Annotated in this window: 18 protein-coding genes; 11 read left to right on the forward strand and 7 right to left on the reverse strand. The window is 47.2% G+C overall.

The genetic code is table 11. The features are described from left to right. The 3 genes from HV314_RS06375 to HV314_RS06385 are packed head-to-tail and all read right to left on the reverse strand — an operon-like array spanning position 1 to position 3,877. Positions 1-2,553 carry a fimbria/pilus outer membrane usher protein gene (locus HV314_RS06375; RefSeq protein WP_181547599.1) on the reverse strand — a complete coding sequence of 851 codons (2,553 nt, stop codon included), beginning with the start codon at positions 2,551-2,553 and terminating at the stop codon, positions 1-3. Between the two features lie 13 nt (positions 2,554-2,566). Next, positions 2,567-3,238 carry a fimbrial biogenesis chaperone gene (locus tag HV314_RS06380; protein WP_181547601.1) on the reverse strand — a complete coding sequence of 224 codons (672 nt, stop codon included), beginning with the start codon at positions 3,236-3,238 and terminating at the stop codon, positions 2,567-2,569. A gap of 54 nt (positions 3,239-3,292) precedes the next feature. Beyond that, on the reverse strand, positions 3,293-3,877 hold the full coding sequence (locus HV314_RS06385; RefSeq protein ID WP_181548090.1) for a fimbrial protein: 585 nt from the start codon (positions 3,875-3,877) through the stop codon (positions 3,293-3,295). Between the two features lie 1,050 nt (positions 3,878-4,927). Here HV314_RS06385 and HV314_RS06390 point away from each other — a divergent pair. Genes HV314_RS06390 through HV314_RS06440 form a run of 11 tightly spaced genes read left to right on the forward strand, consistent with a single transcriptional unit; the run spans position 4,928 to position 18,052 of the window. After that, positions 4,928-6,343, forward strand: a complete 1,416-nt coding sequence (locus tag HV314_RS06390; protein ID WP_181547603.1) for an undecaprenyl-phosphate glucose phosphotransferase — start codon at positions 4,928-4,930, stop codon at positions 6,341-6,343. Then, on the forward strand, positions 6,333-7,619 hold the full coding sequence (locus HV314_RS06395; RefSeq protein WP_181547605.1) for an outer membrane beta-barrel protein: 1,287 nt from the start codon (positions 6,333-6,335) through the stop codon (positions 7,617-7,619). The genes HV314_RS06390 and HV314_RS06395 overlap by 11 nt, the downstream gene beginning before the upstream one ends. Before the next feature lies 1 nt (position 7,620). Beyond that, positions 7,621-8,178 (forward strand): polysaccharide biosynthesis/export family protein, encoded by a 558-nt coding sequence (locus HV314_RS06400; protein WP_016154118.1) that lies wholly within the window; start codon positions 7,621-7,623, stop codon positions 8,176-8,178. Between the two features lie 2 nt (positions 8,179-8,180). Further along, a complete protein-coding gene (locus tag HV314_RS06405) occupies positions 8,181-10,310 on the forward strand; it encodes a GumC family protein (protein WP_181547607.1) in 2,130 nt (709 codons plus the stop codon). Continuing rightward, complete coding sequence (locus HV314_RS06410; protein ID WP_094762191.1) at positions 10,307-11,518, forward strand: lipopolysaccharide biosynthesis protein; 1,212 nt, start codon at positions 10,307-10,309, stop codon at positions 11,516-11,518. The genes HV314_RS06405 and HV314_RS06410 overlap by 4 nt, the downstream gene beginning before the upstream one ends. Then, positions 11,515-12,885 carry a capsular biosynthesis protein gene (locus HV314_RS06415; protein ID WP_181547609.1) on the forward strand — a complete coding sequence of 457 codons (1,371 nt, stop codon included), beginning with the start codon at positions 11,515-11,517 and terminating at the stop codon, positions 12,883-12,885. The genes HV314_RS06410 and HV314_RS06415 overlap by 4 nt, the downstream gene beginning before the upstream one ends. Before the next feature lie 4 nt (positions 12,886-12,889). Next, entirely contained in the window at positions 12,890-13,879 is a 990-nt protein-coding gene (locus HV314_RS06420; protein ID WP_181547611.1) for a glycosyltransferase, read from the forward strand. Between the two features lie 14 nt (positions 13,880-13,893). Beyond that, positions 13,894-15,105: a glycosyltransferase family 4 protein gene (locus HV314_RS06425; RefSeq protein WP_131379894.1), complete on the forward strand. Its 1,212-nt coding sequence runs from the start codon at positions 13,894-13,896 to the stop codon at positions 15,103-15,105. A 1-nt stretch (position 15,106) separates the two neighbouring features. After that, positions 15,107-16,219: a glycosyltransferase family 4 protein gene (locus HV314_RS06430; RefSeq protein ID WP_016157268.1), complete on the forward strand. Its 1,113-nt coding sequence runs from the start codon at positions 15,107-15,109 to the stop codon at positions 16,217-16,219. Between the two features lie 2 nt (positions 16,220-16,221). Further along, positions 16,222-16,629 carry a hypothetical protein gene (locus tag HV314_RS06435; RefSeq protein WP_016154111.1) on the forward strand — a complete coding sequence of 136 codons (408 nt, stop codon included), beginning with the start codon at positions 16,222-16,224 and terminating at the stop codon, positions 16,627-16,629. Positions 16,630-16,660: 31 nt separating this feature from the next. Continuing rightward, positions 16,661-18,052: a DUF4832 domain-containing protein gene (locus HV314_RS06440; RefSeq protein WP_181547612.1), complete on the forward strand. Its 1,392-nt coding sequence runs from the start codon at positions 16,661-16,663 to the stop codon at positions 18,050-18,052. Positions 18,053-18,092: 40 nt separating this feature from the next. Here HV314_RS06440 and galE read toward each other — a convergent pair whose 3' ends face one another. The 4 genes from galE to HV314_RS06460 form a co-directional block, all read right to left on the reverse strand. Further along, positions 18,093-19,109: a UDP-glucose 4-epimerase GalE gene (gene galE, locus HV314_RS06445; protein WP_094762195.1), complete on the reverse strand. Its 1,017-nt coding sequence runs from the start codon at positions 19,107-19,109 to the stop codon at positions 18,093-18,095. A 60-nt stretch (positions 19,110-19,169) separates the two neighbouring features. Next, positions 19,170-20,108: a glucosamine inositolphosphorylceramide transferase family protein gene (locus tag HV314_RS06450; protein WP_181547614.1), complete on the reverse strand. Its 939-nt coding sequence runs from the start codon at positions 20,106-20,108 to the stop codon at positions 19,170-19,172. A 258-nt stretch (positions 20,109-20,366) separates the two neighbouring features. Next, complete coding sequence (locus HV314_RS06455) at positions 20,367-21,002, reverse strand: carbonic anhydrase (RefSeq protein ID WP_016154107.1); 636 nt, start codon at positions 21,000-21,002, stop codon at positions 20,367-20,369. Between the two features lie 154 nt (positions 21,003-21,156). Continuing rightward, the gene (locus tag HV314_RS06460; protein ID WP_181547616.1) at positions 21,157-22,329 is read right to left on the reverse strand and encodes a MalY/PatB family protein; all 1,173 of its coding nucleotides are present in this window, start codon (positions 22,327-22,329) and stop codon (positions 21,157-21,159) included. Positions 22,330-22,421 lie beyond the last annotated feature (92 nt).

Consider the following 22,421-nt stretch of genomic DNA (forward strand, 5'->3'; position numbering starts at 1 on the left):
TTACGAGCCGACGCACTGGGCGGTAATTTGTGTATATCCGATTTTCTTCACCGGCTGGTTATGGTTATCCGGCATTTGAATAAAGCAGTGTTCATTTGCATGGGAGCCCCAGCGCACTTCCAGGCGAGAATTGTCTTCCACGCCGCTGGCATACAGTGCGCCATGCATACCGACCAGACCGTGGCTACGACCTTTGGTATCTCGTACGTTCGCGCCGACCGGGGGGGCAATGTTGCCGGGCATGACGGCATTGACCAGATAGTTGCGGCCACTGAAGGTTTCAAACACCACTTTGCCGATGGCTTTCTCTGTTGGAACAATTTTTTTCTGTGCCTGCGGAATATCCAGCCCGGCACCAATATCAGCGGTATTCAGACTCACCACGTTGTAATGCCATGCGTCTGCTGCGGTAAGGACCGCATAGCCGTTACCGTCAATTGCCACGCCATTTTGTTGCTGGATATGGACACCGTCGGCATTTTTGGCCTCGACCAACACCATGGTATCGCCAGGAGAGTGCATGAGCGTCACGCCGCCTGCGTGCAGCATTGCCCCGCCGCTGATGCCCATATTCATATTCTGGTAGTTGCGTCCTGCGCTGTAGCCCCCCTGAACATTCATCTTGTCGCCTTGCCAGGCGGCGTTAACCCCGGCAGAGGAATCCTGTCGATCGGTGGTACTGCCCTGAACGCCCCAGCTCAGACGATCGTCAAATGCTGTATTGCTGTAGCTGGTGGAGTAGCTGTCGCCATTCTGCTGGCTATGCATGAGGTTGGTGGAGACAAAGCCGCGGCTATCCATGAAATCGAATGGAATGGAAAGCGTCAGGTTGATACTGCGGTCCTGGTAGTCGTACTGGTTACGGGTATCCTGTACATAAACGCTCCAGTTGATTTTCCCCAGTGTATCGTTGTAACCCAACTGTATCGTGCGGTCGTGACTCCCGTTGTGCCAATAGTTTTGCTGGCTGGCGCTGACGTAAAGAGAGGCGTTATCCCACAAACGCTGGTTAACAGAGACCTCAAAACGTTGGCGGCGATTATTGTAGTTAGTGGTGTAGTAGTGCTTTTTGTTGTGCTCTTCGCCAGGAAAACGCAGCTGTTGATTCGGGTCGTCATAGGCGATGTCGTAATAGCCCGAGGACCAGCTGTTATGCTCGTTAATGGTGTCGCTAAAGCTGTAATAACCGGAGGTATTGTAGCGGTAGCCTACCAGACGGAAATCCGTACCGTACTGGTTTAGCGATTTGGAGTATAAGAAACGGTAACTTTGTCCTGTGGACGTATCTCCACTGGCAAGCTGCGCTCTGGCGGTAGTGATATCGAAAGAGATCGCGCCGAACTGGTGCAGATCCTGCGCGATCCCGGTGGCAATCGCATTATAGCTTTCTGCGGTCAGGAAACCACCGTACAACGTGGAGCCAAAGCTGAGACCATAACTCAATGTGCCTTGAACAAAGCGGGGCCGCCAGCCGCCGCTGTAACCGTCGCGGTATTCCCCTGCCGTAAACTGAAAGCGGCTGTTACCTGCACGCAGCATGTTCGGGACCGCCGAATAAGGCACAGTGAAATTACGCCGACTGCCATCGGCTTCAATAACGCTGACGTTCAGGTCGCCGCTTTGGTTGCTGGGGTTAATATCGTCGATGTCAAACGCGCCTGGCGCGACGTTTTTGCTGTAAATCAGATAGCCATTTTGACGGATTTCGATTGTGGCATTGCTATTGGCGACGCCGCGAACGACTGGTGCAAAATCGCGTTGGCTATCAGGCAACATGTTTTCATCGCTGGTGAGTTGTGCCCCGGTAAACTGGATGCTGTCAAACACATCGTCGTCCGTATATGTTTGCCCGAAGCGCAAGCGGCTACGCAGCGCAATAATATTACGTTCCACCCACGTGGAAACCGCCTGCCATTGACGGCCTGAACCGCTGGCATAGCTGAAAGTAGACTGGTTGCGAAAATGCCATCCCGCCAGATTTATACCGTTGGCAAAACTGGCAAAAACAGAGTCATGATCCTGACCCTGTTCAATCAGGTGCGTCGTATTGGCGTTGTAGCCGACAAAAGCGGCATTAATCCCATCGTCATAGGCCGATTCAGGCACGGCGTCATGCGCAGTCGAAAGCAGAAACGCTTCTGGTACTGAAATATCAATGCGCTGGTAGTTTGCATCTGCCGTCAGGCGACTGTTTGCGATCAGCGCCGTGAGCTCCACGCAGGTATCGGCGTTACCCTCGGGGATTTTAATCCCGTATTTGCGCAGATCGTCCGCGCTCAGGCAAGGTTGCGGCTTGCCTTGTGGTTGACGTCTTTTAAAGTCAACATTACGCGTTTCGACGAAGCTATGGTCAAGATATATATCGTATTCAAACGTACCTTCGCTAAGTCCGTCATTACGGGCTATTTGCACTACGGAGGTAATATTTTGCGTACCATGTACAAAACGGGTATTAAACTGCGGCGTGCTGCTGGCGTATGCAGGTATGCACACGGCCAGCGTTGACAGCGTAAAGAGGGTGTACCGTTGCGGGTGCTTATTTTTTTTCATCATGTGCAACCCCAACTTAATTGCAAGATACCGGGACGTTATTAACCGCGTTAGTGCCGCCGTAATCATCTACCCAGCTAAAACCGATATGGCTGACTTTTTGCTGTGACAACGCAAACGTGCGTTCGCCATGCGGATTAATCATGTCGGCATCAATGTTTTGGCCGTTAATATGTAATTGCGTCAGGGAGATATGTAATGGCGTCGCATTGACCGCCCGCAGAGTATGACCGTGGCACTGCCACTGTAATTTCTCAACGGCTTCAGGTAGCGTCATATTCAGACCAGCAGGGCGATAAAATAGTTTGATGCGAATACGCTGCGCCAGCTGTAAGGTATTTTCTTCATTCTCGATGGTGGGGATTTCCTGCACATTAATCCACACTACAGATTCAACATCCTCAGGAAAGCCGTTGCCCTGATAAATAGCTCGCAACACGGCTGATTTATGGCCGTCAAGTTTCAGGATCGGGGGCGTAATTAACATTGGCAGATTGGCTGGCGTCTCATCCGGATTACCATTATCCAGCCACGTCTGTACCATATATGGCTTGTCTGTATTATTGTTGACGTCAAACATCGCCGCTTTATCGTTCTCATTATAAATAACGCGTGTTTGACCCAAATTAATTGCGCTGTGAGCGGTGCTAACCACACACAGCAACAGGTAAAAGAATATTTTATTCATCAGGTGCACTTTCCAGGTTCAGGGAAGAGTGCCATCCATAGCAATCAACGTCCGTTATTTATAAATGACGGTGTAATTCATATCCGCAGTGATCGTGCCTGCCGCAGGCAGCGTTGCGCCAATTTGCTGATATTTGGCGACCAGATCGATTTGTGCATCGCCATTTTGATCTGCTGTTAAGCTCACCTCATTACTACCGGAAGCGAAATCGAGGGCATGACCCGCTTGATCCACTTCGATGCCAACATCGGTGGCAGAAGCCGAGCCACGTTTCGCTTCCAGAAGTGCTGTATTACTGCCAGGGGTTTTACCAGTAAAGACCACCACATAGCCGCTTCCTCCAGTTACCCCACTACAGCCGCTAAACTGCAACGTAAACGGAGTATCACCGGTGCTAGAGCCCGCGCCGCTAAATAGCTGGTTGGTAACTTGTGGCAATGCCACTGTTTTACCTGGCTGGTTTGCTGTGCTCACCACGCAGGTACTGGCAACAATTTCACCGGTAAAATGGACCGTCGCGGTGGCTTTAGAACCTGTTGCGGCAGTGGTAACGTAATTCGCAACTGGGCCAGTATTAGCGCCAGCATTAGCGGCAAACAAAGCGACCAGTACACTGCTGGTAAGTGCAGTTTTCATCATCATAACTCCGTTAAATTTATTATTTACCCAGAAAAGTACTTGTCAGAGGCACAGATTCAGCTGGAGTTCATCAACGTCAAAAAATGATGTAGGACTTCATTTGAAAGAAATGATTAACGTGCGTAAATTGCTCAACAAGTAATCCGGCGCGGATATTATTTATTTGCGAAAAATAAGTAAACAAAATTTTTTGGCATGATTGAATGGCTTTGGAAGGTGTTTTTATATATATCTTAACAAAAGTGCATACATTATTGTCAATAATTCGTTGGGTTGATTTACGCCGCTTTTAACAAAATTTTAATGCTGTCATTTATTCTCTTCTCTTTATTTTAAATCGATGTGTTGGTAAGCGCTGAAAATTCTGATGTTAAAGTTGTGTTCATGCAGAATGTTGACATTAGTAATATGTAACACGCATTTTCTCAATGATTGGCTATCGTTTTAATTTAAGCCATGCTTGCCGCTTCTACTCATCGGAGTTGCTACAATTATTTAAACTAAATTTTTTTTACTATTCGTTTTTTTTTTGAATTTTGAGCGTGAAAATGAAAGCAATCGCATACTCTTCGTAAAATACCTTATTTATAATAAGGTTGCTAATCATTGCTTTGTAAATGTGTTACTAAGTTATTTTTATGGTGGGTATTATAAATAGACTTATTGATTTCTTCTTGTCGCTCTCCAGGACTCTCATCACTGACCATAGCGCAACGAGGTTTGGACAAAGTATTGCTTTTTGTAAGGTTAAGCCGTTGTCAGGCGATCATCATGTGATTCTACCCGTGGTAGCTTATGAATTGTGAACTGTCAATGACGTTTATGTTGCATTTTATCATTTTTTATAATGATAAAAATAAAAAAGAACATTAATAAATAATCAATTGAATCATTGGGTTGTATTTGTGTGGTGCGAAACTCATCACATTGTATTACATTGTTTTTTACATTTAATGACGGTGTGCCATTGCGTTTTTAAGACTTGTGATATAATTAGCAACATAAATGAGGAAAAAAACAATTAAAAATCAATAAATAATGGGCTGAGATATGCTTAAAAAATCGCTAAAGATTAGCAGCCACGGATATCCAGTCTTTTTAAAGCTGGTCGATTTCATTGTAATCAATGCGACGTTAATTTTTAGCGCCCATCTGTTAGGTCTGGCGCCATTTAACACCATTGCCATTCTGAGTATTCTCTTCTCAGTCTTTTTCTTACTGTTTGCTGAATACATTAAAATTTATCAACAAAAGATTAAGACGATCGGTTTACGTAATCAAAAACGGTTGGTTTTTTGTACGCTGCTGGCGATTTTTTTTAACGAACTGGTCAGCATGACGGTGGCTGAACCCGAGTCTCTCGGCTACTTAGACAAACTGCCTTCCCCCTTTTATTCAGCGATTATTTACTGGTACTTCATCCCATTACCTTTTCTTTATTACATTCGCTTTTTCATTTTTAAATATTCAACGAAAAAGAGTATGCGCGTGGCGATTATTGGTCTGACCGACAATGGTCTGGCTGCAGAAAACGCGTTAATGGATGAATACGCTAATATCACATTGGATCTGGCTTTTTATGATGAGCGCGCCTTATCCCGCTGTGGCGATATCGTCGATAAGGTAAAAAGCCCCTTTCGTGGGCCGGTGATCAATCTGGTTGAGGAAGCCCGGCAGGGAAATATAGACGAAATCTACATCGCTTTACCGATGGTAGCTTTACAGCGCATTCGTCATTTTTTGGCGATGATGTCAGACACTACCGTAGATACGTATATTGTTCCTGACTTCTATACCTACAGTAACAACATGTCCAAGCTACGCTCCATTCACAACCTGCAAACTATTGGAATTTTTAGTTCGCCGTTTGAAGGGGCGGGTTCGTTTATCAAGCGGGCGGAAGATTTGGTGCTTGGCAGCATTATTATGGTGATGATTTCTTCGCTAATGTTGGCCATTGCCATTGGAATCAAACTTACTTCCCGCGGGCCAGTCTTTTTCAAACAAGATCGGTATGGTCTTAGCGGGCAAAAAATTAAGGTCTGGAAGTTTCGCTCGATGCGCGTTATGGAGAACGCCGATACGGTTATTCAGGCCACTAAAAACGATCCGCGGGTAACCAAATTCGGTAGTTTCTTACGCCGCACCTCACTGGATGAACTGCCGCAATTTATCAATGTATTGCAGGGAAGTATGTCGATTGTCGGTCCCAGACCTCATGCGGTTACGCATAATGAGCAGTACCGTAAACAGGTCGAAAATTACATGATCCGCCATAAAGTTAAGCCTGGGATCACCGGGCTTGCGCAGATCAACGGTTTCCGCGGGGAAATCGATGCGCTTTATAAGATGGAAAAAAGGGTTCAGTACGATATTGAGTACATTCAAAACTGGTCTTTATGGTTGGATATAAAAATTATTATTAAAACTATTTTTAAAGGATTTATCGGTAAGAATGCATACTAAATTACTCGTGATTACCGGAATCGTGATATCGCAGCCCGTATGGGCTGATTTAACACCGAAATCACACATTGGCTTTGCGGGGATCGACTTCCAGGGCAAGGTCGCTGTGGACTATGGTTATAATGATAACGTGTCTTATCAGCCACATAGCAGAGATGCTATCGGTTCCTCGTTTCAGAGCGCAGCGCCCGTTTTGAGTATGATCGGAGAGCGCGGTCAGGATAAGTATTTACTGATGTACTCCGGTGATTATCGTAACTACTCAAGCGATTCCGCTGATAACTATAACGATCATTTTTTCCGTTTTAACGGTGCCTGGCGCTATGGGCTCAAGCACGGCTTAACACTCAATCTGGAGGATACGCTTGGGCACGAATCCCGCGGTCGAGGGATCACTGAGGGGTTTCTACCGGGTCAATTCGAGCAGTATGGGATTAAATCTCCGCTGACGACGAATTTTATTAACAGTGAATTGCGCTACAGCTATGGCGCGCCGGATGGGCGCGGGAAAGCGGAACTGGCGTTGTTATACAAAAAACTGACGTTCGGCAATACGTCTGACGCCCAGGAGAGTAGTGAAGATTTCTACAATTACATTCAGGAACAGGAATGGCACGAAAATAGCCTGGTGGCAGAAATTTTTGACCAATACACATCCAGAACGCGTTTTCGCTATAGCTTTATTACAAACCAGCGTCACTATGATAACAACTCAGAAAAAGACACTAATGAGTATTATTTGCTGTATGGCCTGAAGTCGCAGTTGACGGGAAAAACCAATGTCGACATGAATATTTCATGGTTGTACAAGACATTTGAAAACAACGCAAACTCGCATGATTTTAATGGTCTAAACTGGGATATAAAAGGGGAGTGGAAGCCGTTACAACAGTCTGTTTTCACGGTGCATTCAGCGCAAAGCATTAAAGACCCATCGGAAGTTGGGGGATATATTTTAGTCACCCAGTATGGTCTTTCTTACCAGCACTTCTGGTTAGGCAACCGTTTCTCTACCTTGCTGGATTACTCATACACTTCAGAAGACTATCAAAAACAGAATAAAGATCGGCATGATAAAGATGGGGTATTTAGCGTAACCATGAGCTATGACTACACACCGTCGGTCAATTTTGAGATTAAATATCAAATAGATACGTTGAATTCGAATAAGGATACTGATTCGTTTTATATCGGTCCCAACGACAATCAGGAAGTCATCAGAACGTTGGGTTATGATAATTCTATGATTATGCTTAAAGCTAAGGTTCAGATCTAAAATGAAAATAATAGAACTGTGCGCGGTTTTGCTATTCAGTATCCTGATGGTCGGATGCACAACGTCCAGCCCGAGATTAATGGACGATCCTGCTACTGTTCAGCAGGATTACCGACTTGGGGCAGGGGATACTGTCAATATCGCTGTTCATGGTCAACCCGATATGACGATGCGGTTTATTTTGGATAAGAGTGGGGAGATTAATTTCCCGTTTGTTGGTGCTCTTATATTAAAAGATAAAACTGTTGAACAGGTGACTAACGAATTAACTCAACGCCTGACTGGAGATTATTTTACTACTCCGATGGTGACGGTGAGTATTGCCGAGTTCCGTAAATACTATGTTTCTGGCGAGGTGAAAAGTCCGAATGGATTCGCTTATGAGCCAGGACTTACCGTCGAGAAATCTATTGCGCAGGCGGGGGGATTTACAGATCGTGCTGACCGTCAAGATATCAACATTCGCCTGTCAGGTAGCAATCAGCTGCTTGAGAATGTTGATTTAACGCACTCTGTTCATCCTGGGGATGTCGTGATTATTGGCATGGGGTTCTTCTGACGATGAAACTATCAATAGTGGAAAACGGCAAAAAACGAGAAAGCACTGTTGAATTCTCCCGCTTTGCCAAAGCGCTGAAAAAGAACGCCTGGAAAATCGCGCTGGCCGGTATCGTTGCCGGGGTCGTGGCTTATCCGTTAATCAGCATGATGTCCTCAAAGTATGTATCAACGGCGACGGTGCTGATTAAGGCGCAGGCCGATAACGTTTCTCCGTTCCCACAGGTTGATGGTTTCGATTCAACGCGCAGTGGTTACTACGAAACGCAATATGCGTTGATGCATTCACGAATTGTGCTCGAGCAAGCCGTTCGCGATATGAAGCTGGATGAAAACCCGGCATTTACCGGGGAAAAAGCCGATGCTCAGGGCGCTGATAGCAGTGAAAGTCGGCAACTGAGAATGGAGCTGGCGCTGAAAACGTTGTCGAAAAACCTGAATGTCATCGGTATTCGGACAACGAACCTCGCCTCTATTACCTATGAATCGACTTCGCCCCAGGTTGCGGCTGATATCGCCAACGGCGTCGCGCAGGCTTTCATCAACTATACGCTGGAGCAAAAGCGTCAGAAAGTAGAGAAAGCCCGCGAGCTGAATTATGAAAAAATGGAAGAGATTCAGAAGTCGATAGCGAAGCAAAAAGAAGAGATGGAAAGCTATCTGAAAAATGCCGGGCTGTTGACCTTTCGCGGTATCGATGGTTTTGAAACTGAGCAGTTAAGTATCGTGACCAATCGTCTGGCCGACGCGACCCAACGTCGTGTTGCCGCTGAATCCGTTTATAACGAAGTGAATGGAGCAGGGAAGTCCGCCGAGAGCGTTATCTCGCTGCCTTCGGTCTCTAACCACGCTCAGATTCAGGATCTGCGCATTGCGCTGATTCAGGCGCAGCGTACGTTGTCTGAACTGCGCAAAGTTTATGGGCCAAAAAACCCCGCCATTTTAAAAGCAGAGGCCGATGTTCAGTCGATCCAAAGCCAAACCGGACGGGTGTTGGGTGAGCTGAAAGTCGGCTTACGTCAGCAATATCTGGCGGCGCTGGCGGATGAAAAGAACTATCAGCAACAGGTTGAACAGCAGAAAGAGATCTTCCAGAAAATGGCGTCAAAACGGGATGTCTGGAACGGCCAAAAACTGTCGTTAGATAAAATGGAAGACCTGTATAAATCGCTCTATCAGCGTACTCAGGAGCTGTCGCTGTCCGGCGTGAATGCCGATGCGGTGTTATACGATCCCGCAGTTCCCACATTAAAACCGGCGAAGCCGAATAAATCACTGCTGTTGGTGATGGTGGTCATGCTGGTGGTCGTGTTTAGCATCATGTATTTCATTGTCAAAGCGGCGATGGATAACTCAATCGCTAGCCTGAGTCGCATGAAAAAGCGCCTCAACGTTAGCCCGCTGGGTGAAATCCGTCATTTTAGTGGAACCTCAGGGCGTGCGCAAGTGCGGGACATGATCCTGAAGAACCCGCTGAATGCTGATATTGTGCACGGTATCCGTACCCGGATTATGCTGGATAATCGTCCATTACAGACGCTCGCCGTGGCATCGACGGAACACGGTGATGGGCGTTCTTTGTTGGCGAATCTGTTAGCGAACTCCTTTAGTTTTGACCAGAAAACGCTGCTAATTGATGCGGATTTCTTTAATACGGGCGGGCTTTCTTCTGAACTGGCATCAGCCACATCCGCAGGCCTGGCTGAGCTGCTGCGCGGAGAGACTCAGCTGGAACAGGCGCGGATCACGCTCAGTGATAATCTCGACTTTATTGCGCACGGCAAGAGCACCATCTCTTCTTTACTGATGTTGTCGTCGGAGCACGTTGAACCCTTAATGCGCGAACTGAAATCGCATTATCAGCGCATCATTATTGATGTTGCTGCTGTGAATCAGAGCCAGGATGTTCAACTGATCAAACGTGCCGTCGATGGGGTTGTTTTCATAGTGAAAGCCGGGGTGGAGTCGGCGGGACACATCGCCAGCGCGCTGGATAGGATTGAGGAAAATAACGGCGTGGTGATTGGCGCGGTACTCAATGCGGTTGAAGAAAAAGATCTTGAAACCCAGGAGGGTCTGCGTTCACTTAACTTCAGTACCGATCAACTGATGACGACGCCAGGCCGGGTATGAGTCTACTGAAGAGCGCTTCCACGATAGCCGGTTCATCAGTCATCTCGCAGTTGATTGGTGCGCTGTCTATCTGGTTGATTTCGCACAAGTACGATATGGCTGAGGTGGGGCTTTATGCGCTCAATTACAGCATCGCCGTGGTGGGCGCGCAGGTGTGTACCTTTGCATCGCAGCTTTTAATTCCAAAACAGCACGACGACGAACTGGTACAGAACGTCGTATTTTGCCTGCTCCAAAGCACGATCATTGCCTTACCGTACGCCGTACTGACAGCGTGGCTGTTTCACCAGAATATCCTGTTCCTTTATTTGCTGACGCTGGCGACGGCGTGGGTTTTAATCTCGGAAAACCTGTCGCTGCGCACGGCCAATTTTCGTTTTCTGATTTTCCAGCGCATCTCTGTCTCTGTTGTGGTATTACTTTCGGTTCTGGTTACGCATCAGGTGCAACTGTTTTATTGGTCATGGGCCTGCGCGACGATGGTGCTGACCATAAGCTGTATTTTGCATTCGTTTGATATTCGCTCTGTGGCGGCCAGACATTTGCGACCTGCCAGTAACTGGCATTTTTTCAAACAAAATATCCATCACATTACCAAAGTCGGTAGTGCGGAAGTGCTGGCGATGGCCAGCAGTAATTTGCCGATTATGTTGATTAACTTTTGGTTCTCGGCGCTGACGGCAGGTTATTTTTCCGTGGTTAGCCGCTTTTGCCTGGCGCCGGTGGTGATCATCGGCAACGCAGTGCGCAATACTATTTTTTCCAAGTGGTCTATCGACTTCAGAAATAACACCTTTAATTATCAGGAATATACCAGGGTGCGGATGCTACTGTTGGTTCTGGGGGTTATCTGTACTCTCGGGGTGTTTATTTTCTATCCAATAGTGATGCGTCTGGGCTTTAGCGAAGACTGGATTAACTCCATTGAGACGTCGCGCTACATGTTGCCCTATTTATTCCCGGCGCTGGCGATAAGCCCTCTGACGGTGATTGAGCTTATTTTTGGTTCCCACCGCTATTTTCTGCGTATCCAACTGGAACAGCTGGCGATTGTGTTATTCGCATTTGTCGTCATTCCCTATTTTCATAAAGATTATGCCACGTCGGTTATCCTGTTTTCTTCACTGACATTTATTCGCTACGCCTTCATTTATCTGAAAATGAATAAGCGAGCCAATCTTCTGAAAGATAAGCCGGTGATACTATGACGCTGAATACCGGATACTATTTACAGGTTTTTAGCTTTGTCACGCTGATCCTGTGTGGCCTGGTGCAATACTTTACCGGCATGCAGTCGGTGCTGTGGATCCCCTTTTTCCTGACCCTGTTGATGGTGGGATTATTGGTGATGCAGACGCGTGATGGCTCGCTGCAGCTGGATGCGCAGGAGACGATTGTCCTGGCGTTGTATTTTTCGTTCCTGATACTGGCCGGAACATCGACGCTGATTCAGGGCGGAATCACCGTCGCGATTGTGGCATTTAAAAATGAAATCGCATTGTCACTGGTGATGATCTGTTTGCTGCTGGGATTTTGCCGGGAGTCGCAGATTTACCGTGCAACGCGCTATCTGTACTGGGTGTTTTACGCGCAAATCCCGGTAATGATTTATCAGGTTTTACTGGTCGTTCCCCAGCGCGTTGCGGTGCGTGGCGAAGATGAGAAATGGGACTCTGTGGTTGGCACGTTTGGCGGTGACCCCATGGGGGGCGGTAACACTGCTGCGATGGGCCTGTTTTGCCTGTTGATTATGTCGTTAAAAGTCTCTGAGTATAAGCACGGGTTGACCACGTTCAAGTCCATGGCGTTGCACATTGTTCTTGGGATCGGGCTATGTATTATTGGTGAAGTGAAGTTCGTCATTCTGCTGTCACCTCTGTTCCTCGCGTGGGTGTGGATCTCGCCGAGCTACGTCAAAGACGTCAGTAAGGTTAATCTGAAGACGCTGTTGGTTATTGTGGCGGGCATGCTGCTGCTTATTAGCCTGTCGATAGTGATCCTCGCGTACTATTATTCTTCCGCGTTTGGCGGCGATCCGTCGAAAAGCTCGTTAAGCATTTTCATCGACTCCTTAAGCTATATCTTTGACCCGAACTACATCATGTCTACCGGGGAGTTAGGGCGCTTTACGACGTTCCTGTTCTGGTTGAAAAATAACGATCTGTGGGGGCTTTCAGGAACGTTATTTGGTTATGGGCTCAACGCCACAAACAGCGGGAGTACGGTGTCGCCGGGCTTTTTGAATATCATTTATAACTTAATTCTCGACTCGACTTCCCTGAGTATGCTGCTGTGGGAAGTCGGGGTGATCGGCACGTTACTTTTTATTAGCTTATTCATTTATATCCTGAAAGTTTGTCAGCCAAAGCCATTACTGACGCTTGAACAACTGGACCAGCAGGATCTTCAGTTGCTGAGCTTTGCACCGGCGTTTAACGCTTTTGCTATCAGTTGCTTAATTAGCTTACCTTACAGCCAGATACTGATGATTACACCGATGTTACAATTCCTGTTCTATTTATCACTAGGATCAAGTTTAGTGATTCGTCGAACCGTCCTTCGCTGTGTAGGGTAATTGTATGGACCAAAAACCGTTTATTTCAGTGAGTATTAAAACACTCAATGAATCTGAATGTATTGAGAAAACGATAGACAGTATCCGCAGGCAGCTTGTTGATTATCCACATAAAATTATAGTGGCAGATAGCCTGTCAACGGATAACACCCAACAGCTTGCGATCGATAAAGGGGCGACCGTGGTCTCTTTAACTGACCCAGGCGATCGTTGCTGCGGCGTCGGGCATCAGTTAGGTTATCTGTATAGTGAAGGGGAATATCTGTTGCTGATGGACGGCGACATGGAGCTGGAAGAGGGCTTTGTGGATCAGGCTGTCGCTTTTTTGCAGGCTGAGCCGGAATATGCAGGTGTCGCGGGAACCGTTGAAATGGACGATGCCGTTAACTATGAATTTAAATCGCGTAAGCAGCGTATTAGTAAAATCTATCCGCTTGGAGATAGCGACCATTTAGGCGGTGGTGGGTTATATCGCCGCTCTGCGATTGAGAAAATTGGTTATCTCACCAACCGTAATTTGCACGCTTATGAAGAAGCTGAACTTGGCCTGCGTTTGCTCGATGCGGGTTATAAACTACGCCGTCTGAATATTCCGTATTTTATTCATACTTCGCATACCATGCCGACCTTTCAGATGCTGAAGCACCGCTGGAAAAGTGGATACTATCAGGCACCGGGCGAGCTTTTACGTTGTGCGTGGGGAAAACCTTATTTCGGCAAAGCGTTAAAAATGGTTAAGAACGAGGCGATTTTTTCTGTGTATCTGATTGCCTTGTTTATTGCGGCGGTGACCTTCAATCTCGAACTTTTCGATATTGCATTTCTACCCTTGCTAGCCTTTATTATCTTGAAAACCGTGCAGAATCGATCGTTATTGAACGGATTGCAGAGCGTAATGAACCTGGCCGTGCTTTCTGCGGGACTTGTTAAAGGGTTGACTAAACCAGTACGCGATCCGTTGACTCCGCCTGACAGTAAAATCATTCATGAATAACTAAGGCTGGCGCAATGAAAGTTTTATTAGTGAATAAGTTTTTTTTCATTAAAGGCGGCGCGGAAACCGTTTATTTTCAAGAGCGCGAGATGCTGAAACAGGCCGGAGTGCAGGTTATTGATTTCTCGATGCAGCATGAGAACAATTTCCCTTCGGACTATGCGGATTATTTCGTCAGCAATGTGGACTACCACCAAGAGAGCAATCTGCTGGGCGGGCTCAAAACGGCGGTTAACTTTATTCATAATTCGCAGGCCTGCAAAAAGATGCTGGCGCTACTACAAAAAGAGCGTCCGGATATCGTCCACTTCCATAACATTTACCATCAGTTAACGCCGGCGTTGATTAAAGTGGCCCGCAATTTTGGCTGCAAAACGGTGCTGACCGCGCATGACTATAAAATCGTCTGTCCTGCCTATTCCATGCTGCGCGACGGTAAAGTGTGTGATTCCTGTATTACCGGGACGGTTTTCAATGCCTTCAGGTATCGTTGCCAGGAAGGCTCTGCTTCAAAAAGCCTCCTGCTCTCTTTAGAGGCGACCTGGCAGTATATTGCGCAAAATTACCAGGCGCTGGATGTGATCGTTTCGCCGAGCGTCTTTTTACGCGGCGTATTGTTGCGTACGCTGCCGAATTCGCGCATTGATGTCATCGTCAATGGCGTTGATGACAGCCGTCCTCTGGATGAGGTAAGCGATGCGGGCTATATGCTGTACTTCGGTCGCCTGAGCCGTGAAAAGGGCGTGGCAACGTTATTGGCGGCGCATGAGAAAATGCAGAACAAAGCGCCGCTGAAAATTGTGGGGCACGGTCCCCTGCACGACGAATTAGTCGCCCAATACCCGGACGTTGAGTTTTTAGGTTATGTGCAACAAGGGGAAGCTCTCGATAACCTTATTAAGCATGCACGGGCAGTGATCCTTCCTTCAGAATGCTATGAAAACTGTTCTATGGCGATATTAGAGGCGATGTCCTTAGGCAAGCCGGTGATCGGATCGCGCATCGGCGGTATCCCGGAACAAATTCGTGACGGAATCGAAGGGATTTTATTCGAACCTGGCAATGCGCAGGAGTTAGCAAATGCGATGGATGCACTGGCCGACTCGCCAGAGAAGGCGCGGGTCATGGGCTTACAGGGTCGTGCGCGATTGAGTGAAAAATATGCGCTGAGTAAACATATGGATACTCTACTGGCGCTCTATAAAGAACTGCTGAGCAGGCCATAGTATGAGTAAAAAAATAACGGTTTTTGGTACGCGTGGTATTCCTGATGTATTGGGCGGGGTGGAGACACACTGTCAGAATCTATATCCTGCCATTAAGCAGCAGTTGGACGTTGATATTTGCGTGATTGCACGCTCGCCGTATGTAAATTACAAACGATCATTATATAAGAAAGTTGAAACCTACGCGCTGTGGGCACCCAAAAAGCGCTCGCTGGAAGCGATTGTCCATTCCGTTTTAGCGGCATTTAGGACAAGTATCGACCATTCAGATATTGTGCATGTCCATGCTATCGGACCTGGGCTTGTGATCCCCTTATTACGCATGTTAGGGAAGAAGGTGGTGTTCACCCACCATGGACCTGATTACGATCGTCAAAAATGGGGATTCGTTGCTAAAAAAATATTGCTGCTGGGTGAGCGTTGGGCTGTGAGATATGCCAACGAAGTGATTGTGATTTCTGAGGTTATTAATCAACTGATCCAGAAAAAACACGCTCGCTATGATGCGCATTTAATTCACAATGGCGTCAACGAACCGCGGTCGTTATCTGCGCTGACCATCGACAATACGCTCTCCCGCTTTGGGCTGCAGCCGAAAAACTACCTCGTGGTGGTTGGGCGATTTGTGGAAGAAAAAGGGATGCATGATGCCATCGCCGCCTATCAGCGCAGCGGTTTAACTATGCCGTTAGTGTTAATTGGCGATGCGGATCATCCGACCGAATACAGCATTCGCCTCAAAAAGCTTGCCGCGGACACCCCTGGCGTTGTGATGACGGGGTTCTTGCGTGGTGATGAGCTTCAGGCGGTGTTTTCCCAGGCACAGCTGTTTGTGATGCCTTCATACCATGAAGGATTGCCCATTGCGCTGCTGGAAGCAATGTCATTTTCTCTTCCTGCCGTCGTCAGTGATATTCCGGCTAACCTCGAAGTTCAACTGCCGTCCGAGGCCTATTTTAAGGTGGGGGATGTGACCAGCCTGGCCGAAAAATTAACCGAGTGGGCGGCAACCAATAGCGTGGACTATCGTGTATATTTGCAAAACTATAACTGGCATGAAATCGCCAAAAAGACGATTAACGTCTATCACTCAATTGATAAAGATATAGGTTAATTTTGACCAGTCCTCAAAATCGTCCTCCCGTCATCGAACGATTTTATGCTCATCTTGACGAGCCGATTGCGCAAGGGTTGACCCCTGAACAAAAAGAAGGGGTGGAAAAAGCGATCCTGGCCTCGACTCTGACTTCGCGGCATCAGATCGATATTCGCCGAAGCTTTCCCTTTTTCAGTAAACGCTATTATCTGGTTTTTTTGTTTGGCAGAGATTTGCGTCGGCAGCATCGTCAGGAATCGACCCTGTCGAGAATATTGCTCACTTTTTTGCTGCTGATTGCCGTGTTGTTCGTTACCTGCTGCGTATTGCTGACGCTGTATATGATCAAATCAGCATTAGGTATTGATGTGTTCCAAAATTTTCATGTGGGTATATGGGACTGGTGGTTAAGTCTGAAAAACCGCTAGCGTAAACAAACCTGTGGAGGGCGTCACTGCGATGAAGTGTAAATGGGTTTCTGCGCTGTTGTTGATGTCCTTTCCGTTGGCGGTTATGTCTGCATTAACGACCGTAACCCCCAAAGCATTAACGGGCCCGCTAACCAATCCGGGGATTGGCGTGGCAAGTTTTCATCAGGGGTACGGTGAAACGCTGGGTCTGGCGGATTATCCCAATACCGGATTTGAATACGAGCGATTTTACTGGCGAGAGCTGGAGCCTGTTGAAGGTCAGTATAATTTTGCGCTGGTGGATGATGCCTTCAAATACGCGGTAGCGCATCGTCCCGCGATGAATGTCGGGCTGCGGTTTATGGTGCTTGCCGATCCGGGGGATGGCACAAAAATTCCCGATTGGCTGATTAAAAAAGGCGTGAAAGGCCGCTGGACGCCCGATAATAAAACATTTATTCCGGATTTAAGCGACCCGCTGTTTATTGAGTACAGCCAGCGTCTGCTGAACGCATTCGGAAAACGCTACGACGGTAATGAGAATCTCGCTTTTGTGGATATCGGCATGGTGGGGGCCTGGGGTGAATGGCATAACAGCAATTTCCCTGATCTGAAACCACTGTTGGAGCAGTACACCACCGCGCAGTTAGACCGCTACGTCGCAATGCACTTTTCTGCCTTCCCTTCGACGCCGAAAATAATGTTGATGAGCGGTGGGCAAAGCCTGGCGAATGCGGTGGCGCGAGGGGCTGGATGGCGGGCGGATTGCTGGGGTGACCTGCGCGTATTTTCGGACTCCTGGAGCCATATGGCCGATGATTACCCGCAGCGATTACTGGCAGCACAGCAGAGCTATTCGGGGTTTAATGATACCTGGAAACGTGCGCCGGTCAGTCTGGAAATCTGTTCATATATGCAGGACTGGAAGAACACCTTCCACTATACGCGTGCCGAAGTGCAGGGCATTTTTGACTGGGCGGTCAAGCAGCACGCCAGCACGATCAACCTGAAATCGAGAGCGATACCCAGCGATTATCGACCGATTGTTGATGATGCGCTGACCAAACTGGGCTATCGGTTTCGCTTAGCGTCTCTGAGCCATGAGTCCGTGTGGGACGGCGGACAAACGTTGAGGTTGAACAGTACCTGGTATAACGAAGGTATCGCACCGATTTATCTGCCCTACACGCTGGCTTTTCGTGTGGTGGATAGCGCCAATAAGGTGGTGGCGCAGGGGAATGCGGCGGATGATATACGACGTTGGCTCCCGGGCGTTTATCAGGTTAGCTACGCATTGCCCATGCCGGGTCGACTGGCGAAAGGGCAATACGCCATTGAGGTTTCGATGCTGGATAAATCCGGGGCGGCAAGAATTAACTTTGCCAACGAAGGAAAGCAGAGCAGCGGCTGGTATCGCGTATCAACGATAACGGCACACTAGCCCGTCACTGCAACGAGCCTGAGGCTCGTTGCCGGGTACATCAGATGTTATAACCATTCGGGTTGTTTTTTTGCCAGTTCCAGGTGTCACGCATCATTTCATCAAGGTTGTAGATGGCCTTCCAGCCTAACTCTTTGTATGCCAGTGACGGGTCAGACCAACATTCGGCAATGTCGCCGGGCCTTCTGTCGACAAATTGATAGCTTATTTTTTTCTGCGCCGCTTTTTCAAACGCCTCAATCAGATTAATCACGGAATAACCGACCCCGGTACCGAGATTAATCACCTTGTAGGCAGCGCCTTTGTTCTGGCTATCCAGCGCGGCTAAATGGCCGGTCGCCAAATCCATGACGTGGATATAATCACGAACGCCGGTGCCGTCGGGGGTTGGATAGTCATTGCCGTACACCGACACGGTTTTCAGCTTACCAATCGCAACCTGGGAGATGTACGGCACCAGGTTATTGGGGATACCGTTGGGAGCCTCACCAATTCGACCCGAAGTATGGGCGCCGACTGGGTTGAAATAGCGCAGGCAGGTAATGCGGAAGTCGGGCTGCGCGCGGGAGAAATCGGCCAGAATCTGTTCGACCATTAATTTAGAGGTACCGTACGGATTGGTGGTACCCCCCGTACGCGATTGCTCGCTCAGCGGCACGCTTTCCGGATTACCGTATACCGTAGCTGATGAGCTAAAAATGAATCGATTAACGCCTGCGGCCAGCATCTCATCCAGTAAAACCAGCGTTCCAGTGACGTTGTTTTCGTAGTAAGCAAGGGGTTCTTTTATCGACTCGGAAACCGATTTGAGGCCCGCAAAATGAATGACATCGGTGATGTTATGGTTGGCGAAAATGTTTTTTAATGCCTGCCTGTCGAGAACATCAGCGATATAGACAATGGGTTCCCTTCCTGTGAGTTCCGCGACCCTGTCCAGCGAGATTCGGCTGGCGTTTGCCAGATTATCGATGACAACGACATCATCGCCTCTTTCCAGTAGCGTTAAAACAGTATGTGAACCAATATAACCTGCACCACCAGTGACAAGAATAGCCATATGGACTCCAGAAAATGCGATGAAAATGGGCATTGATTCACGTCACTATCATAGAAAACGCTATTGGTGACGCCTGGCAAGGTAATAATTTCGGTAACTCACCATACACTTGTAAGATATTTTTCTAAGTATAGATAAAAAGCTGAATTTGTTTATTTTTGTATCATAGGCAATATAGTTACTTGAGAAATTTAGCGTGTGAACGCCGTCACTGTGGTTGATCGACGAATTGATTTGTTCGATCAGATTCTCATCAAAAGTAGCGTCATTCAGTGTGACTAATTCTTTGATGTAGATAGATTTTCCATATGTTTCAGGTGTGCATTCCTGGGTTAAGAAATACATTTTTTTATCGACAAGATAAGGCGCACCCGCTCCCCGATGATGATGATTGCTCACCTTCAATGCAGGAGTAATTCTCTGCCACTGTCCGTGGAGATGCTCTGCCGAATGAATAATTATTTTATTATCCATGGTGGTCGACATAAGATAGCAGGTCTCATTCATTGAAAGAAAAATGTTATCTGTCACTTCGGTGTCAGAGATTAGAACTTTAATTTTCTTCCAGCGTGTAGGAAACTCTACTGACTGAAACAGTATCACTTCTTTTCTTTCTGATGATTCAGGAATCATGAAGAGCTGATCGTTAATATTAATCAGGAACGGAAATGACAAATGACACATCAGGTCGTCAAAACCTTCAAGTTTCACGTCATCAATTTCAACCAGTTCACTATCAAGAATACGGCATCGGAGCGTGCCTTTCGAGTTGCGAAAGCTAAAAGCTTCATAAAAAACATACAGTTTATCATCTTTTTCAATAAGAAAAGGATCGGCTTGAAACGTATATTCCTTTTTTAACTGCTGTGCAGCGGATTTATTTAATATATCCAGTGTGTTATTTGGGAATTGGTGTGTACCATGATCCTTAATAATCATGATATCCCATGATTCATGATAAAATAACATGTTTATTATTCGTTTTAATTTCGCTTGCATTTGCGTCAGCTCCTTTTTATCGCCTGCACCATTATCAGAATTGATATCGCTGCTAGATAATTTTGATAAAACACTCAGGTGAACAGCTGTTTTACTCTAAATATATGCAATCTGTTGCAATACTGAATGGATGAGCTAAGGCCAATGCAAAAGCAAAACATCAACGGCTATTTAAAAAACTAGCTGCAAGTGCGTTTTTTGTCTATAGCACAAAAGTAGGTAAAAGCTCTCCAGAGCATCCTTGCTCTAGTGGACGATTTACTCGAAATGCACCTGCGGGTTATCAGCAAGGGAAACGTAGGTTTTGCTGTTTTTATCCAGGGTACGGATTTCACCGCTTTCGATGTCATATACCCAGCCGTGCAGACGAAGCGCATTATTTCGCAGCCCAACCGCGACGCAAGGATGCGTTTTAATATTATTGAGCTGTGCGATAACGTTTTCTTCCACCATGGCGTTAACTTTATCGATTGGGTTATCCCAGGTTTTCTTCTCAACCACGGCTTTCGCGGCATCGGCATAGTGCAACCAGTGAGCCACAGCGGGCATCGGATCCAGAGGTTGGCTATCGGCAATGGCTTTCATCGCGCCGCAGTTGGAGTGTCCGCAGATGACGATATCCGTCACGCCAAGTGCGACAACCGCGTATTCAATCGTAGCAGATACGCCACCGGGTTCCGGTCCAAAAGACGGAACGATATTACCGGCGTTGCGGATAACGAAAAGCTGTCCGGGCTCTTGCTGAGTAACGAGTTCTGGCACCAGGCGGCTATCGGAACAGGAGATGAAAAGCGCTTTGGGATTCTGGCTGGATGCCAGGCTGCGAAAGAGTTCCTTACGTTGAGGGAAAATCTCTTTTTGGAAGTTGAGGAAGCCCTCAATGATATGTTGCATAGCAGTGTCTCTTTTCTCTGTTTAAGCAGGTTATGATGAAGATCACACTTTCCAGTTTAACACCAGCCGACAGAACGGAAAAACTTTATAGCAGTTCTGCAACATCTTTGTATAGTTTTGCCCCACCGTGGCGGGGCAAAGAGTGTGATGCGCGCTACGCGTTCTGTCGTTTTTGGTACGCCGCTTTCAGTTGGTTCATCGCTTCTACCAGTACCGAGCGCGGGCACCCAACGTTGAGTCTCATGTGACCCTCTCCGCCGGGGCCATATTGCGCGCCTGGTGACAGACCCAGTTTTGCGTCCTGCACAAAAAATGCGCTTAGCTGTTCATCGCTAAGATTCATTTTTTCCGCGTTCAGGAACAGAAGATACGATGCGCCGCCATACACAATGGAGATTAAGGGACAGTGCTTTTCAATTTCACTTTTAACAAACGCCACATTGTCGGCCAGGTAGGCTAATAATTTTTGGTGCCAGTCGCCACAATAGGTAAAGGCGCTGTAAATGGCCGCCTGCTGTAATGAATGTGTCTCGGCAAGGTAGCAGTTATCCAGGAAACCATAGAACTGATGGCGTAATTCATCATTTTTAATAATGGCAATTCCGCCCTGGATCGCCGCCGTGTTGAAGGTTTTACTGATTGAGGTCAGCACGATTGACTGGCTCCCTGTCGCTTCGTCTAAAGTAAAAAACGGCAGATGGCGCTTGCCTGGCAGGGTTAAATCACTATGCACTTCATCTGAGAGAATAATGACGCCAGCTTGCTGACAATAGTGACTTACTTTTTCCAGCGTTTCCCGCGACCACACCATACCGCCTGGATTATGCGGCGAAGGGAAAAGAAACATTTTGCACTGCTTGAGTTTTTCGCTGAAATCATGCCAGTCAAATTCGTAATGACCATCTTCCTCAATGAGGCGCGTTTGAATCAAATTCCTGCCGCTGGTGTTTACCAGATTAGGGTAGGGGTCATATATTGGCGTACAGGTTAAAATATTATCGCCTGGTCGGGTAAACACCATCAGAGAGAGCACGATAGTTTTTATGACGCCGGGAATAAAATGCAACCAGTGTGGCTTTATGTCGACATCATACTGTTGCGCATACCAATGAATAACGGACTCTTTCCATTGCGGATAATCCAGGTTGTAGCCTTGTACTGGCTGCGATACCACTGAACGCAGTGTGCTCATGATTGGCTCTGGCGTCACAAAATCCATATCTGCAATCCACAGCGGTAATACATCGGTGGTGCCGTACATCTGTTGTAATTGACCGTATTTACGGCAATTAACATCCCTTATGACAATATCATCAAACAAAGACATTGCTGACTCCTGGACAGTCTCTGAAAAATAGTTTAAGCAACGCAACAGTGAAGAATATTTCTGTATATCTAATCGATATATTAAATTTACCC

Source organism: Citrobacter sp. RHBSTW-00887 (assembly GCF_013728095.1).
GTDB lineage: Bacteria > Pseudomonadota > Gammaproteobacteria > Enterobacterales > Enterobacteriaceae > Citrobacter > Citrobacter braakii.

What these genes read in the sequence shown, in the direction of transcription:
- HV314_RS06375 (WP_181547599.1), bottom strand. Translation starts at nt 2,553, where the DNA reads ATGATGAAAAAAAATAAGCACCCGCAACGGTACACCCTCTTTACGCTG.
- HV314_RS06380 (WP_181547601.1), bottom strand. Translation starts at nt 3,238, where the DNA reads ATGAATAAAATATTCTTTTACCTGTTGCTGTGTGTGGTTAGCACCGCT.
- HV314_RS06385 (WP_181548090.1), bottom strand. Translation starts at nt 3,877, where the DNA reads ATGATGAAAACTGCACTTACCAGCAGTGTACTGGTCGCTTTGTTTGCC.
- HV314_RS06390 (WP_181547603.1), top strand. Translation starts at nt 4,928, where the DNA reads ATGCTTAAAAAATCGCTAAAGATTAGCAGCCACGGATATCCAGTCTTT.
- HV314_RS06395 (WP_181547605.1), top strand. Translation starts at nt 6,333, where the DNA reads ATGCATACTAAATTACTCGTGATTACCGGAATCGTGATATCGCAGCCC.
- HV314_RS06400 (WP_016154118.1), top strand. Translation starts at nt 7,621, where the DNA reads ATGAAAATAATAGAACTGTGCGCGGTTTTGCTATTCAGTATCCTGATG.
- HV314_RS06405 (WP_181547607.1), top strand. Translation starts at nt 8,181, where the DNA reads ATGAAACTATCAATAGTGGAAAACGGCAAAAAACGAGAAAGCACTGTT.
- HV314_RS06410 (WP_094762191.1), top strand. Translation starts at nt 10,307, where the DNA reads ATGAGTCTACTGAAGAGCGCTTCCACGATAGCCGGTTCATCAGTCATC.
- HV314_RS06415 (WP_181547609.1), top strand. Translation starts at nt 11,515, where the DNA reads ATGACGCTGAATACCGGATACTATTTACAGGTTTTTAGCTTTGTCACG.
- HV314_RS06420 (WP_181547611.1), top strand. Translation starts at nt 12,890, where the DNA reads ATGGACCAAAAACCGTTTATTTCAGTGAGTATTAAAACACTCAATGAA.
- HV314_RS06425 (WP_131379894.1), top strand. Translation starts at nt 13,894, where the DNA reads ATGAAAGTTTTATTAGTGAATAAGTTTTTTTTCATTAAAGGCGGCGCG.
- HV314_RS06430 (WP_016157268.1), top strand. Translation starts at nt 15,107, where the DNA reads ATGAGTAAAAAAATAACGGTTTTTGGTACGCGTGGTATTCCTGATGTA.
- HV314_RS06440 (WP_181547612.1), top strand. Translation starts at nt 16,661, where the DNA reads ATGAAGTGTAAATGGGTTTCTGCGCTGTTGTTGATGTCCTTTCCGTTG.
- galE (WP_094762195.1), bottom strand. Translation starts at nt 19,109, where the DNA reads ATGGCTATTCTTGTCACTGGTGGTGCAGGTTATATTGGTTCACATACT.
- HV314_RS06450 (WP_181547614.1), bottom strand. Translation starts at nt 20,108, where the DNA reads ATGCAAGCGAAATTAAAACGAATAATAAACATGTTATTTTATCATGAA.
- HV314_RS06455 (WP_016154107.1), bottom strand. Translation starts at nt 21,002, where the DNA reads ATGCAACATATCATTGAGGGCTTCCTCAACTTCCAAAAAGAGATTTTC.
- HV314_RS06460 (WP_181547616.1), bottom strand. Translation starts at nt 22,329, where the DNA reads ATGTCTTTGTTTGATGATATTGTCATAAGGGATGTTAATTGCCGTAAA.